Annotated in this window: 13 protein-coding genes; 3 read left to right on the top strand and 10 right to left on the bottom strand. The window is 56.5% G+C overall.

The features are described 5' to 3' along the window. Positions 1 to 347: 347 nt before the first annotated feature. Genes hemG through pepQ form a run of 4 tightly spaced genes read right to left on the bottom strand, consistent with a single transcriptional unit; the run spans position 348 to position 4,329 of the window. A complete protein-coding gene (gene hemG, locus N438_RS26865) occupies positions 348 to 881 on the bottom strand; it encodes a menaquinone-dependent protoporphyrinogen IX dehydrogenase (RefSeq protein ID WP_012543216.1) in 534 nt (177 codons plus the stop codon). An 11-nt stretch (positions 882 to 892) separates the two neighbouring features. Continuing rightward, on the bottom strand, positions 893 to 2,344 hold the full coding sequence (gene trkH / locus N438_RS26860; protein ID WP_008807923.1) for a Trk system potassium transporter TrkH: 1,452 nt from the start codon (positions 2,342 to 2,344) through the stop codon (positions 893 to 895). A gap of 39 nt (positions 2,345 to 2,383) precedes the next feature. Further along, positions 2,384 to 2,998 (bottom strand): IMPACT family protein, encoded by a 615-nt coding sequence (locus N438_RS26855; protein ID WP_008807924.1) that lies wholly within the window; start codon positions 2,996 to 2,998, stop codon positions 2,384 to 2,386. After that, positions 2,998 to 4,329: a Xaa-Pro dipeptidase gene (pepQ, locus tag N438_RS26850; RefSeq protein WP_116696592.1), complete on the bottom strand. Its 1,332-nt coding sequence runs from the start codon at positions 4,327 to 4,329 to the stop codon at positions 2,998 to 3,000. Before pepQ ends, N438_RS26855 begins: the two co-directional genes overlap by 1 nt. Positions 4,330 to 4,520: 191 nt before the next feature. On the opposite strand from pepQ, the gene fadB reads away from it, so the two are divergent. Continuing rightward, entirely contained in the window at positions 4,521 to 6,710 is a 2,190-nt protein-coding gene (gene fadB / locus N438_RS26840) for a fatty acid oxidation complex subunit alpha FadB (protein ID WP_012543218.1), read from the top strand. 9 nt (positions 6,711 to 6,719) lie between these two features. Continuing rightward, on the top strand, positions 6,720 to 7,883 hold the full coding sequence (gene fadA, locus N438_RS26835; protein ID WP_043875960.1) for an acetyl-CoA C-acyltransferase FadA: 1,164 nt from the start codon (positions 6,720 to 6,722) through the stop codon (positions 7,881 to 7,883). 106 nt (positions 7,884 to 7,989) lie between these two features. On the opposite strand, the gene fre is transcribed toward fadA, so the two are convergent. Then, the gene (gene fre / locus N438_RS26830) at positions 7,990 to 8,691 is read right to left on the bottom strand and encodes an NAD(P)H-flavin reductase (protein WP_008807928.1); all 702 of its coding nucleotides are present in this window, start codon (positions 8,689 to 8,691) and stop codon (positions 7,990 to 7,992) included. Positions 8,692 to 8,746: 55 nt separating this feature from the next. Next, the gene (gene ubiD / locus N438_RS26825; protein ID WP_008807929.1) at positions 8,747 to 10,216 is read right to left on the bottom strand and encodes a 4-hydroxy-3-polyprenylbenzoate decarboxylase; all 1,470 of its coding nucleotides are present in this window, start codon (positions 10,214 to 10,216) and stop codon (positions 8,747 to 8,749) included. Between the two features lie 178 nt (positions 10,217 to 10,394). On the opposite strand from ubiD, the gene rfaH reads away from it, so the two are divergent. Beyond that, positions 10,395 to 10,883: a transcription/translation regulatory transformer protein RfaH gene (rfaH, locus tag N438_RS26820; RefSeq protein WP_008807930.1), complete on the top strand. Its 489-nt coding sequence runs from the start codon at positions 10,395 to 10,397 to the stop codon at positions 10,881 to 10,883. Here rfaH and tatD read toward each other — a convergent pair. Genes tatD through tatA form a run of 4 tightly spaced genes read right to left on the bottom strand, consistent with a single transcriptional unit; the run spans position 10,880 to position 13,289 of the window. Beyond that, on the bottom strand, positions 10,880 to 11,683 hold the full coding sequence (tatD, locus tag N438_RS26815; RefSeq protein ID WP_165459796.1) for a 3'-5' ssDNA/RNA exonuclease TatD: 804 nt from the start codon (positions 11,681 to 11,683) through the stop codon (positions 10,880 to 10,882). The genes rfaH and tatD overlap by 4 nt on opposite strands. 32 nt (positions 11,684 to 11,715) lie before the next feature. Beyond that, positions 11,716 to 12,495 (bottom strand): Sec-independent protein translocase subunit TatC, encoded by a 780-nt coding sequence (gene tatC / locus N438_RS26810; protein WP_004886745.1) that lies wholly within the window; start codon positions 12,493 to 12,495, stop codon positions 11,716 to 11,718. Positions 12,496 to 12,497: 2 nt separating this feature from the next. Further along, on the bottom strand, positions 12,498 to 13,034 hold the full coding sequence (gene tatB, locus N438_RS26805) for a Sec-independent protein translocase protein TatB (RefSeq protein WP_046881995.1): 537 nt from the start codon (positions 13,032 to 13,034) through the stop codon (positions 12,498 to 12,500). A 3-nt stretch (positions 13,035 to 13,037) separates the two neighbouring features. Further along, positions 13,038 to 13,289 (bottom strand): Sec-independent protein translocase subunit TatA, encoded by a 252-nt coding sequence (gene tatA / locus N438_RS26800; RefSeq protein ID WP_002883425.1) that lies wholly within the window; start codon positions 13,287 to 13,289, stop codon positions 13,038 to 13,040. Between the last annotated feature and the right edge of the window lie 95 nt (positions 13,290 to 13,384).

The raw sequence follows: 13,384 nt of genomic DNA, 5'->3' as shown, positions 1-13,384 counted from the left end.
ATGTTCACTCAGAGACTTGGTATTCATTTATTGTCCGAAGACATTAAGAATCCATGTCACTTTGAGTGCCCACACAGATTGTCTGATAAATTGTTAAAGAGCAGTGCCGCTTCGTTTTTCGCTGCGGCGCGGGGTGTGCATATTACGCTTTCCCGCCTCAGAGTCAAGCATTTATTTTTGCTTTTCTCTGCGAGGTTCTCACCGGAACCCCGCTGACCCGGCGGCTTGCTTGCCGTTGTTCCGTGTCAGTGGAGGCGCATTATAGGGAGTAATTCTGAGGTGACAAGGGGAAATTCAAAAAAACTTTTCGTTCGCTCGATTTTCCATCACAACGCGAGTTTTACGCGCTATTTGCGCGCCATTTGTGCGATTTCCCGAGCAAACCGGGATACCTGTTGCCAGTCGGTATAGACCACTTCTTTGCGGGTATCCGTTTCCCCCCCGGTCATTTTCATAATCAGGCGGATCATAAACCGATCGTACCAGCTGTAGCGCGGGTAGCGCAGCGCGCCGGCAAATACCGCGCAGCTCTGCGGCTGCCACGGCGAGTTCAGCAGAAACTTACGCGTATAGCTGTTGGTCTGCGGCGTGCGCTTCTCGGGTTTACGCGCCACCAGGTTAACAGAGAAGAATGCTCCCGGCAGCGCCTGCAATGATGCCAGATGCTTTTTCACAAAGCGGTCCACCGCCGGATGAAAGTGCCCGTAGCGAATCGACGCGCCGATGACCACCCGATCGTAGTGATGCCATTCGACGACATCGGTACGGTTCAGGTTCAAGGTGTCCGCGTCGATGCCCAGCTCTTTCAGCTCGGAGGCCAGAAACGAAGCGATTTCACGGGTCTGCCCGTCGCGGGTGGAGAAGAGTATTAAAGTTTTCACGAGCACTCCTGTTATTCGCGCCAGAAAGTGGGAGTAAAGAGCACCAGTAAGGTGAACACTTCCAGACGACCAAACAGCATATTAGCAATCAGGATCCATTTCGCGACCGGGTTCATAGTGGCAAAGTTGTCCGCGACAACGCCAAGCCCAGGCCCGAGGTTGTTCAACGTCGCCACCACGGAGGCGAAGGCAGAGAAATCATCCACCCCGGTGGCGATAATAGCCAACATACTAATGATAAAGACCAGCGCATAGGCGGAGAAGAACCCCCACACGGCTTCAAGAATACGTTCCGGCAAGGCGCGGTTACCTAACTTGATGCTATAAACCGCATTCGGGTGTACCAGACGCTTAAGCTCACGGTTGCCCTGCTTAAACAGCAACAGGATACGGATCACCTTTAAGCCACCGCCCGTGGAACCGGCACAGCCGCCGATAAATGCGGAGCAGAGCAGCAACACCGGCAGGAATAGCGGCCAGCGCGCAATGCTATCGGTGGTGAATCCCGCGGTGGTCGCCATCGACACCACCTGGAAAAAAGCCTGATTCAGCGTCGTCAGCACCGACCCATACACGTTATGAAGCCATAGCACCAGCGTACAGATGATGACCAGCGTCAACTGGACGCCAATGAACATGCGAAATTCTGGGTCGCGCCAGTACACCTTCAGGCTGCGTCCGCTCAATAACGAAAAATGCAGACCGTAGTTACAGCCAGAGATCAGCAAAAAGATCGCGATGATAGAGTTAATCATCGGGCTATTGAAATAGCCGACGCTGGCATCGTGAGTCGAGAAACCGCCGATGGCGATAGTGGCAAAGCTGTGCCCAATCGCATCGAACGCCGGCATACCGGCAAACCAGAGCGCCAATGCGCAGGCTATCGTCAATAACACATAAATAAGCCACAGCGTCTTCGCCGTCTCGGCGATACGCGGGCGCATCTTGTTGTCTTTCAACGGACCGGGCATTTCCGCGCGGTAGAGCTGCATCCCCCCGACGCCGAGGATAGGCAGAATCGCCACCGCCAGCACAATGATCCCCATGCCGCCGAACCATTGCAGCATCTGCCGGTAAAAGAGGATTGCATGAGGTAATGAGTCCAGACCCACCAGGGTGGTCGCTCCGGTCGTCGTCAGGCCGGAAAATGACTCGAAGAAGGCATCGGTCACCGTCAGGTTCGGCTGCTCGGCGAAAATAAAGGGCAAGGCCCCCACGCTCCCCAGCACGGTCCAGAACAGCACCACAATCAGAAACCCTTCGCGGGATTTCAGTTCGCCTTTTTGTTTACGATTCGGCCACCACAGCATGGAGCCAATCGCCAGCGCAACAAAAAAGGTTTGCGTGAAGGCCCGCCCCGCGCCATCGCGATATATCAGGGCCACTAATCCCGGAACGATCATCGTCCCCGAAAATAAGATGACCAACAGTCCAACGATTCGGGTTATGGCGCGAAAATGCATCTCTGGCGCTTCCTTTGATAGGCAAAAAAACAGAGGGGATTATTCGTCAATCTTCAGTAATTGCAATGAACCGCGACTAAAATCAGCCAGTTTTGCTGAAAAAGCCGCCACTTCGGCCCGGGGAAGCGCCACGCGCAGCCGAACCGACGCCAGATATTCGCTTTCGACTACCTTCCCGGAGAATTGGGCGAGCAGCGCTTCGATACCGGCCAGTTGCCCATACTCACATTGCAAAGTATATGCTGTTAACGGTGTCTTGCGCTGCGTCGTCAGCTGCGCCAGCGCCTGATGAACACCGCCGCCATAGGCTTTCACCAGGCCGCCAGTGCCCAGCAGGATACCACCGTAGTAGCGCACGACGACAGCGGTTATCTCACCCACGCCGCACCCCATCAGTTGCGCCAGCATCGGTTTACCCGCCGTCCCCGCCGGTTCGCCATCGTCAGAAAACCCCAGCTGTTGCGAATCATCAGGCGGCCCGGCGACCCACGCCACGCAGTGGTGGCGGGCATCAGGGTGATCCGCTCTGACGGACTCGACAAACGCTTTTGCCGCCGCCACGCCGTCGGTATGCGCCAACAGCGTGATAAAACGGCTTTTTTTAATCTCCTCAACGACGGTAACCGGCGCCGCCGGGATTAACCAGCTTTCCATTACGCCAGCTTCAGATCGCGCGTCATATTTTCAATGCTGTTTTCGTGAACCACCACGTTATCTTCGATACGGATCCCGCCAAACGGCTTCATGGCGTCAATTTTCTGCCAGTTGAAGTGCTTGCTGAACGGGCCTTCACGCCACGGCGCCAGTAACGACTCGATGAAGTAGATGCCGGGTTCAATAGTCAGCACCATGCGCGGCTCGATAATACGGGTGCAGCGCAGATACGGGTATTTCGACGGCGCCGTCAGATGCGTACCGGTGTCATCCTGCATAAAGCCAGCGACATCATGCACCTGCAGACCCAGCGGATGGCCAATCCCGTGCGGCATAAACGGCCCGGTCAGGTCATTCTCCACCATCGCCTCTTCGCTTATGTCGGTAACCAACTGGTGTTTACGCAGTAGCTTTGCGATGCGCTGATGGAACTGGATATGGTAATCAACATAACGAGTCCCGGCCTTCATGGTGCTAATCAGCGCCAGCTGCTCGTCATTAACGTCTTTGATCAGATGGGCAAAGTCGTTGTCGCCGTGCGCCGCCCAGGTTCGCGTCAGATCCGCGGCATAGCCGTTATATTCTGCGCCAGCGTCGAGCAGGAAGCTGCGCATCTCCGCCGGGGCGCGATGATCCAGTTTGGTGTAGTGCAGGACGGAGGCATGCTCATTCAGCGCGACAATGTTGCTGTAAGGCACGTCGGTATCGCGGTGACCAGTGGCGGTGAGATAGGCCTGGTTGATATCGAATTCGCTCATCCCGGACTGGAAAGCTTCATAGGCCGCGCGATGACCATTGACCGCCGATTTCTGCGCTTCACGCATACAGGCCAGCTCGTAATCCGTTTTGTAAGCCCGATAGTAGTGCAGGTAATCGATAACCCCTTTCGGGTTGATCTTATCCGCAGCGATACCCAGCCCCAGCGCGCGCTCCGGTACCGGCCCAATATAACCGATATTACCGCGAGCGGCAGGTAGCTGGCTGCCGATGCCATCGGCCTTCGGCAGAGCAATGACGTCAACTTCTTCGGTCCAGAATGCGGTCGGTAGCGGCTCGACGTTGTGCCAGTAATCGACCGGCAGATAGAACCACAGCTTCGGTTTGTTAACGCCATCCACCAGCAGCCAGCAGTTAGGCACCTGCGTCACTGGCACCCAGGCTTTGAACTGCGGATTGACCTTGAACGGGTACGGGTGGTCGTCAAGGAAGACGTTAACCAGCTCACCGGAGTGAATCAGCAGCGCATCCATCTGAAAACGGGCCAGCACGTCGCGGGTACGTTCTTGTAGGGTAACAATATGATTTTTATAGAGCGCGGACAGGGATTCCATCTTTCATCCTTTGCTTTTATGGGATCGTGATACTCCGCATCTTAGCACATCACCCTGCGTGCGGGTGATTTCCGCCGGATGTGATCCGACCAGCAATTATTTAAAGAGTAATTTGCAATTCTTTAACATAAATTCCACACTCCGTTTCATCTGGTATGACCAGATCATATTGCTGGATTCAGGAGACTGACATGCTCTACAAAGGCGACACCCTGTACCTCGACTGGCTGGAAGATGGCATCGCCGAACTGGTGTTCGATGCCCCAGGTTCGGTCAACAAGCTTGATACCGCAACCGTAGCCAGCCTCGGTCACGCGCTGGACGTACTGGAAAAACAAAACGATCTCAAAGGTCTGCTGCTGCGCTCTGAAAAAGCGGCGTTTATCGTCGGCGCGGATATCACCGAATTCCTCTCGCTGTTCCTGGTCCCTGAGGAGCAGTTAAGCCAGTGGTTGCATTTTGCTAACAGCGTTTTCAATCGTCTGGAAGATCTTCCCGTCCCGACGATCTCTGCCGTCAATGGTTACGCGCTGGGCGGCGGTTGTGAATGCGTCCTGGCGACCGATTACCGCCTGGCGACGCCGGATCTGCGTATCGGTCTGCCGGAAACCAAGCTTGGCATTATGCCGGGCTTCGGCGGTTCTGTGCGTCTGCCACGCTTGCTCGGCGCCGATAGCGCGCTGGAAATTATTGCCGCCGGGAAAGACGTCGGCGCCGATCAGGCGCTGAAAATCGGCCTGGTGGATGGTGTGGTCGCAGCGGAAAAACTGCGTGACGGCGCGCTGGCGATCCTGCGTCAGGCGATTAATGGCGATCTGGACTGGAAAGCAAAACGTCAGCCGAAACTAGAGCCGCTGAAGCTCAGCAAAATTGAAGCTACCATGAGCTTCACGATTGCCAAAGGCATGGTCGCACAAACTGCCGGGAAACATTACCCGGCGCCGATCACCGCGGTGAAAACCATTGAAGCCGCCGCACGTCTTGGTCGTGAAGAAGCCCTGGTGCTGGAAAATAAAAGCTTTGTCCCGCTGGCCCATACCAATGAGGCCCGCGCGCTGGTTGGTATCTTCCTGAACGACCAGTACGTCAAAGCGAAAGCGAAAAAGTTGACCAAAGATGTCGAGACGCCGAAGCATGCTGCTGTCCTGGGCGCTGGCATTATGGGCGGCGGTATCGCATACCAGTCGGCCTGGAAAGGCGTGCCGGTGGTGATGAAAGACATTAGCGACAAATCGCTGACCCTGGGCATGACCGAAGCGGCGAAACTGCTGAATAAACAGCTGGAACGCGGCAAAATCGACGGTCTGAAGCTGGCCGGAGTGATCAGCACCATTCAGCCAACCCTGGAATACAGCGGTTTTGATCGCGTCGACGTGGTTGTTGAAGCGGTGGTCGAAAACCCGAAAGTGAAGAAAGCGGTGCTGGCCGAAACCGAGGCAAAAGTGCGCCCGGATACCGTGCTGGCATCCAACACCTCAACAATCCCCATCAGCGAACTGGCCAGCGTTCTGCAACGCCCGGAAAACTTCTGCGGTATGCACTTCTTTAACCCGGTGCATCGCATGCCGCTGGTTGAAGTGATCCGCGGCGAAAAAACCTCGGATAAGACCATTGCCAAAGTTGTGGCCTGGGCCAGCAAAATGGGCAAAACGCCGATCGTGGTCAATGATTGTCCCGGCTTCTTCGTCAACCGCGTGCTGTTCCCCTACTTCGCCGGCTTCAGCCAGCTGCTGCGCGACGGGGCGGATTTCCGCAAGGTCGACAAAGTGATGGAAAAACAGTTTGGCTGGCCAATGGGCCCGGCCTATCTGCTGGATGTTGTCGGCATCGATACCGCCCACCATGCTCAGGCCGTGATGGCGGCGGGCTTCCCGCAGCGGATGCAGAAAGATTATCGCGACGCCATCGACGCCCTGTTTGACGCCAACCGTTTCGGCCAGAAGAACGGCCTCGGTTTCTGGCGTTATAAAGAAGACAGCAAAGGTAAGCCGAAGAAAGAAGAAGACGCTGCCGTCGACAGCCTGCTGGCCGACGTCAGCCAGCCGAAGCGCGATTTCAGCGATGAAGAGATTATCGCCCGCATGATGATCCCGATGGTTAACGAAGTCGTCCGCTGCCTGGAAGAAGGCATTATCGCCAGCCCGGCGGAAGCGGATATGGCGCTGGTATACGGCCTGGGCTTCCCTCCGTTCCACGGCGGCGCATTCCGCTGGCTGGACACCATCGGCAGCGCGAAGTATCTCGATATGGCACAGCAATACCAGCACCTTGGCCCGCTGTATGAAGTGCCAGCAGGTCTGCGTGACAAAGCGCGCCATAACGAAGCGTATTATCCCCAGGTAGAGCCAGCCCGTCCGGTTGGCGCTCTGAAAACGGCTTAAGGAGTCACAATGGAACAGGTTGTCATTGTCGATGCAATTCGCACCCCGATGGGCCGTTCGAAGGGCGGCGCCTTTCGCCACGTGCGTGCGGAAGACCTCTCAGCGCACCTGATGCGTAGCCTGCTTTCGCGTAACCCGTCGCTTGAGGCGAGCGCGATTGACGATATTTACTGGGGCTGCGTGCAACAAACGCTGGAGCAGGGTTTCAACATTGCGCGTAACGCCGCGCTGCTGGCAGAAATCCCGCACTCGGTACCGGCGACGACGGTTAACCGTCTGTGCGGTTCCTCCATGCAGGCGCTGCACGATGCGGCCCGTATGATCATGACCGGCGATGCCAGCGTCTGCCTGATTGGCGGCGTTGAGCACATGGGCCATGTGCCAATGAGCCACGGTGTCGATTTCCATCCGGGCCTCAGCCGTAATGTGGCGAAAGCCGCCGGCATGATGGGGCTGACCGCGGAAATGCTGGCGCGTCTGCACGGCATCAGCCGCGAAATGCAGGATCAGTTCGCCGCACGCTCTCACGCTCGCGCCTGGGCGGCGACCCAATCAGGCGCCTTCAAAGCCGAGATTATCCCGACCGGTGGCCACGATGCCGATGGCGTACTGAAGTCTTTTAACTATGACGAAGTGATCCGCCCGGAAACCACCGTCGAAGCGCTGGCGGCGCTGAGACCGGCATTTGATCCGGTGACCGGCACGGTAACGGCAGGCACCTCTTCCGCCCTTTCCGACGGCGCGGCGGCAATGCTGCTGATGAGCGAAAGCCGCGCCCGCGAGCTGGGGCTGAAGCCACGCGCCCGCGTCCGTTCGATGGCGGTGGTCGGCTGCGACCCGTCCATTATGGGTTATGGCCCGGTTCCGGCCTCAAAGCTGGCGCTGAAAAAAGCTGGCTTATCCACCAGCGATATCGACGTCTTTGAAATGAATGAAGCGTTTGCCGCGCAGATCCTGCCGTGTATTAAAGATCTGGGCTTAATGGAGCAGATTGACGAGAAGATCAACCTCAACGGCGGCGCGATCGCGCTCGGACATCCGCTGGGCTGCTCCGGGGCGCGCATTAGCACCACGTTGATCAATCAGATGGAACGCAAAGACGCTCAGTTCGGTCTGGCGACCATGTGTATCGGTTTAGGTCAGGGTATTGCCACTGTGTTTGAGCGGATTTAATCGAAGGGTTATCTCAACGCCATTGCGACCAGAAGCAGGCAGCAATGGCGAAGAGAGCAGGTTTAGTTGCCGTTCTTCCCGCCTGTCAGGGGCGGGTTTTTTATTTTCAGATAAACGCAAACGCATCGCCAAACAGGCGATCTTCACGCGCGCCGCGTTCGTTGCAGAACAGGTCGCGGGCAATCTTGGCCATCTCAAAACGACCGGCAATGTAGATATCATGCTCGGCCAGCGTGCCGTAATCCTGTAGCACGGCAGTCAGTACCGTACCGGAACGACCGCGCCACCCTTCTTCCGGTTGCTCGACCACCGGCTCGATGCGCAGATTCGGATGCTTGATGCTTAACGCTTCCAGCTCGGCCAGATCGTACAGATGCTTAGCCTCGCGGCCGCCCCAATAAATGGCGATATCGCGATCCGGGTTACGCGCCAGCGCGGTTAACAGAATAGAACGCACATAAGAGAATCCGGTACCGCCGGCGATCAGAATCAGCGGGCGATCTTCGTCATCGCGCAGCCACGCTTCGCCATGCGGAATATCAACCTCAATTTCACGCTCTTTCAGAATGCGATCCATCACCGCCATCGCATACAGATTGAGTTCAGAAGCACCGATATGCAGCTCGATAAACTCGTGCTCTGACGGCGTGGAAGCCATAGAGAACGGACGCTTATCGCGCTCGTCCATTACCACCATCAGATACTGGCCAGCGCGGAAAGAGAATGCCGCTTCCGGTACTAATCGAACGCGATACACGGTATCGGTAATCGCCTCCACTGAGGTCACTTTACAGCTTAAGGTTGTCATGCGTCCCCTCTGTCGGGTCTATAGAGCAAAACAGCGGCGTTAGCCCCGCTTACTGTTATTTAAAGATGGCCAGTTCATCCCAGATGGCGTCGATGCGCGCCGTCACCTGAGGATCTTTTTTGATTGGACGACCCCATTCACGCTGGGTTTCGCCAGGCCATTTATTTGTGGCATCCAGCCCCATTTTTGAACCCAGGCCGGAAACCGGCGAGGCAAAATCCAGATAATCTATTGGCGTATTTTCTACCAGTACCGTATCACGAGCCGGGTCCATACGGGTAGTAATCGCCCAAATCACGTCGTTCCAGTCGCGTGCGTTGACGTCGTCATCGCATACGATCACGAATTTGGTATACATGAACTGGCGCAGGAATGACCAGACGCCCATCATCACGCGCTTGGCATGGCCCGCGTACTGTTTTTTCATGGTCACCACCGCCAGGCGATAGGAACACCCTTCCGGCGGCAGATAAAAGTCGACGATTTCCGGGAACTGCTTTTGCAGAATCGGCACAAAGACTTCGTTCAGCGCCACGCCCAGCACCGCGGGCTCATCGGGCGGTCGGCCGGTATAGGTCGAATGATAAATCGCGTCTTCGCGCTGGGTAATATGGGTCACCGTAAATACCGGGAAGCTGTCCACTTCATTGTAGTAACCAGTATGATCGCCATACGGGCCTTCCGGCGCCATCTCCCCGGCCTCAATGTAACCTTCGAGCACAATTTCCGCGCTGGCCGGCACTTCAAGGTCATTGGAAACGCACTTCACCACTTCGGTCTTGGTGCCGCGCAGCAAGCCTGCGAAAGCATATTCCGACAGGGTATCGGGCACCGGCGTCACCGCGCCAAGAATGGTCGCCGGATCGGCGCCAAGCGCCACGGAAACCGGGAAGCGCTCGCCGGGATGCGCCGCGCACCACTCCTGGAAATCGAGCGCGCCGCCGCGGTGGGATAACCAACGCATGATGAGTTTGTTTTTACCGATCAGCTGCTGGCGATAAATTCCCAGGTTCTGCCGCTCTTTGTGCGGCCCGCGGGTCACCGTTAGCCCCCAGGTGATCAGCGGCGCGGCATCTTCCGGCCAGCAGGTCATAATCGGGATTTTATTCAGGTCGACGTCATCGCCCTGGATGATTTTTTGTTGGCAGGGCGCACCGCGCAGGCGTTTGGTCGGCATATTCAGCACTTGCTTGAACTGCGGCAGCTTATCAAACAGATCGCGGAAGCCTTTTGGCGGCTCCGGCTCTTTCAGAAAGGCCAATAGCTTCCCGACTTCCCGTAGCGAACTGACGTCTTCCTGGCCCATCCCTAGCGCCACACGACGCGGCGTGCCAAACAGATTGCACAGCACCGGCATCGAGTAGCCTTTCGGATTTTCAAACAGCAGCGCCGGGCCACCGGCACGCAGGGTCCGGTCGGCAATTTCGGTGATTTCCAGGTGAGGATCGACCGGCAGAGTGATACGTTTTAGTTCGCCCTGTTGTTCCAGGAGTGTCAGAAAGTCGCGAAGATCGTGGTATTTCATGAAAGTGTTATTGACCTCTCTACAGGCGGCTAATTATACGGTGTTCGACGGCGCGATGCTGTAATTTTGTTAAATTAGCGTGAAAGAACGCTGAAATTTGGATTTCAATTATAATGGCTTTCGCGATTACACCAGCCATTTGTTATGCTTGCCGTTATTAGAAGTGGAATGAGTCATTATGCAAGCCTGGTACTTACTGTATTGCAAACGTGGGCAGCTACAACGAGCCCAGGAACATCTGGAACGTCAGTCAGTTAACTGCCTGATGCCGACGATTGCGCTGGAAAAAATCATTCGCGGTAAACGCACCATGGTCAGCGAACCGCTGTTCCCGAACTACCTGTTTATTGAGTTCGATCCAGAGGTGATTCATACCACTACCATCAGCGCCACCCGCGGGGTTAACAACTTCGTGCGCTTTGGCGCCCTGCCCGCTGTCGTTCCCTCGGCGGTTATCCATCAGCTCTCTATCTACAAACCGGAAGGCATTACCGACCCGGAAACGCCGCATGAGGGCGATAGCGTGCTAATCACCGACGGCGCGTTCGAAGGCTTACAGGCTATCTTCACCGAGCCGGACGGCGAAGCCCGTTCTATGTTGCTGTTAAACCTGCTGAATAAGCAAGTCCTGCAGAGCGTTAAAAATACCGACTTCCAGAAAATCTAAACGCCGTTAACGTCGATGCCAAACAGCGTCCTGACGTTTGCGTCCGTTTGCGCCTCCAGCCATTGCGTCTCTTCGCCCCGCCAGCTCGCGACGCTGGCCAGGATATGCGGTAAATACGCAGGCTCGTTACGCCGCGAGGCCGGTTTCGGTTTGAGGTCGCGCGGCAGCAGATAAGGCGCATCGGTCTCCAGCAGCAGACGTTCCGCCGGGATCGCCGGCAGCAGCTCGCGCAGCTCCAGTCCCCGCCGCTCATCGCATACCCAACCGGTAATACCGATAAACAGGCCCAGATCCAGGCATTCCTGCACCTCGCTGCGGCTGCCGGTAAAGCAGTGCAGCACCGCGCCCGGGATCTTCTCAAGCCAGGGTTTAAGCAACGCCAGAAACCGGTCGTGAGCGTCGCGGCAGTGTAAAAACACCGGCATCGACAGCTCAGCGGCCAGCGCCAGCTGGGCGCTGAAGGCTGCCTCCTGCTCCTGCGGCGTGGAGAAATTACGGTTAAAATCCAGACCGCACTCACCTATCGCCACCACCTGTGGCTCGCGGGCGAGGGTATAAATCGCCTCGGCGACCGCTGGCGTCCAGCTGCTGCCATCATGGGGATGAACCCCCGCCGTGGACCAGCAGCCGGAATAGCGGCTCGCCATTCTCTGGGCCTGCTGGCTCTCCGGCAAATTTGTGCCGGTCAGCAGCATGCCGTGAACCCCCGCCGCCCGGGCGCGCGCCACCACCTCATCATGGTCGCGGGAAAACTGCGAACTGGTCAGATTAACGCCGATATCAAACATGATCGCTCCCATATGACAACCGCCCTGACGGGCGGTTGGCGGTATTACTCTTCTCTGTGCTCCGCGGCTTCAGCTTCGGCCGCAGCGTCGTCATCACGCGTCAGGCGCTTCCCGGTGTAGAAGCGGGCGAAGAACACCCCGACTTCAAACAGACAGTACATAGGAATGGCCAGCAGCGTCTGCGAGAATACGTCCGGCGGTGTCAGCAGCATACCCACCACGAAGGCGCCCACCAGCACATACGGCCGTTTTTTGCGCAGCTCTTCCGGCGTGGTAACGCCCATCCAGCAGAGCAGCACAATGGCGACCGGTACCTCAAAAGAGACCCCGAAAGCCATAAACAGCGCCATCACGAAGTCGAGATAGCTGCGGATATCGGTCGAGACCAGCACCCCCTCCGGTGCAGCATGGGTCAGGAAGCCGAACGCCAGCGGAAACACGACAAAATAAGCGAAAGCCATGCCGATATAGAACAGCAGCGTACTGGATACCAGTAAAGGCACCACCAGCCGGCGCTCGTGCTTATACAGCGCCGGCGCGACGAAGGCCCATACCTGGTAAAGAATAATCGGCACTGACAGGATCACCGACACCATGAAGGTCAGCTTTATCGGCGTGAAGAAAGGTGAAGCGACATCAGTGGCGATCATCGTCGCGCCTACCGGCATCTTGCTGATAAGCGGGGCCGAGACCAGCTGGTAGATATCATTGGCGAAATAGACCAGCGCCAGGAAGATCACCAGGATAGCAATGATGCTGTTGAGCAGACGCTTGCGCAGCTCAATCAGATGCGAAATTAGCGGTTGTGTATCGTCTACGCCCATGTTTACGGTTTATCACTCGATGCGGGGGAAGAATGAGGGGCTGCCGCCGTAGCGGATGTTTTCTCTGCCGGAAGTTCAGCCGGTGAAGCGGGTTGCTCATCGGCGACAGGTTCCGGCGCATGAGCCGGAGCGCTGGCCTGATGTTCTGCCGTCGCCGGCGTGACGTCCTGGCGCTGCGCTTCACTGCCTTTCACCACCGGATTAAGGATAGTATTGGCTTCGTCGCTGGCCTTTTCAGGATCGTGGGCGCTATAGGAGCGCTTCATCGACTCCGCGGCCTCGCGCAGTTCATCCATGGAGGCTTTCAGCTCCGGCGTCAGGTTATTCAGGCTAGCCTTTTCCACCTTCTTGAGGCTCTCCTGGAACTCCTGCAGTTTTAGCTCCTGGGCCAGCTCATTTTGTACCGTGGTCGCCAGCGAGCGTAGCGTACGGATCCAGCCAACCACCGTTTTAACCGCGACGGGAAGCCGCTGTGGCCCCAGAACAATGAGGCCAATCACAAACACCAGCAGTAGTTCACTAAAACCAATATCGAACACGAGTTACACCTGCTCTTTGTCGTGGCGTTTTGTCTCGTCTTTTTTTGCATCATCCTGTTTATCGGCGATGGTTTTCGCCGTGAAATCTGCGTCTGGCGCCGACTTTTCGGGTTTATCATCATCACTCATGGCTTTTTTAAAGCCTTTGATAGATGCCCCTAAGTCTGACCCCAGTGAGCTCAGCTTCTTCGTCCCAAAAAGCAGAACTACGATGACGACAACAATTAATAACTGCCAAATACTGATACCACCCATACACGTTCCCCTATGACAGATGATGAATTATGTGGACGCATTATACACGCCATCCTGCGAGCCGCCTCTTCGTCAGGCCGCCGGCATGATTTTGC

Source organism: Klebsiella sp. GL120222-02, assembly GCF_003097195.1.
Classification (GTDB): domain Bacteria; phylum Pseudomonadota; class Gammaproteobacteria; order Enterobacterales; family Enterobacteriaceae; genus Klebsiella; species Klebsiella variicola.
The sequence above is the reverse complement of the archived record's forward strand: the minus strand, read 5'-3'. Positions and strand labels throughout refer to the sequence as shown.

Coding starts and splice junctions, on each gene's coding strand:
- rfaH (WP_008807930.1), top strand. CDS start 10,395: ATGCAAGCCTGGTACTTACTGTATTGCAAACGTGGGCAGCTACAACGA.
- tatA (WP_002883425.1), bottom strand. CDS start 13,289: ATGGGTGGTATCAGTATTTGGCAGTTATTAATTGTTGTCGTCATCGTA.
- trkH (WP_008807923.1), bottom strand. CDS start 2,344: ATGCATTTTCGCGCCATAACCCGAATCGTTGGACTGTTGGTCATCTTA.
- fre (WP_008807928.1), bottom strand. CDS start 8,691: ATGACAACCTTAAGCTGTAAAGTGACCTCAGTGGAGGCGATTACCGAT.
- fadB (WP_012543218.1), top strand. CDS start 4,521: ATGCTCTACAAAGGCGACACCCTGTACCTCGACTGGCTGGAAGATGGC.
- N438_RS26855 (WP_008807924.1), bottom strand. CDS start 2,998: ATGGAAAGCTGGTTAATCCCGGCGGCGCCGGTTACCGTCGTTGAGGAG.
- tatC (WP_004886745.1), bottom strand. CDS start 12,495: ATGGGCGTAGACGATACACAACCGCTAATTTCGCATCTGATTGAGCTG.
- tatD (WP_165459796.1), bottom strand. CDS start 11,683: ATGGGAGCGATCATGTTTGATATCGGCGTTAATCTGACCAGTTCGCAG.
- pepQ (WP_116696592.1), bottom strand. CDS start 4,329: ATGGAATCCCTGTCCGCGCTCTATAAAAATCATATTGTTACCCTACAA.
- fadA (WP_043875960.1), top strand. CDS start 6,720: ATGGAACAGGTTGTCATTGTCGATGCAATTCGCACCCCGATGGGCCGT.
- ubiD (WP_008807929.1), bottom strand. CDS start 10,216: ATGAAATACCACGATCTTCGCGACTTTCTGACACTCCTGGAACAACAG.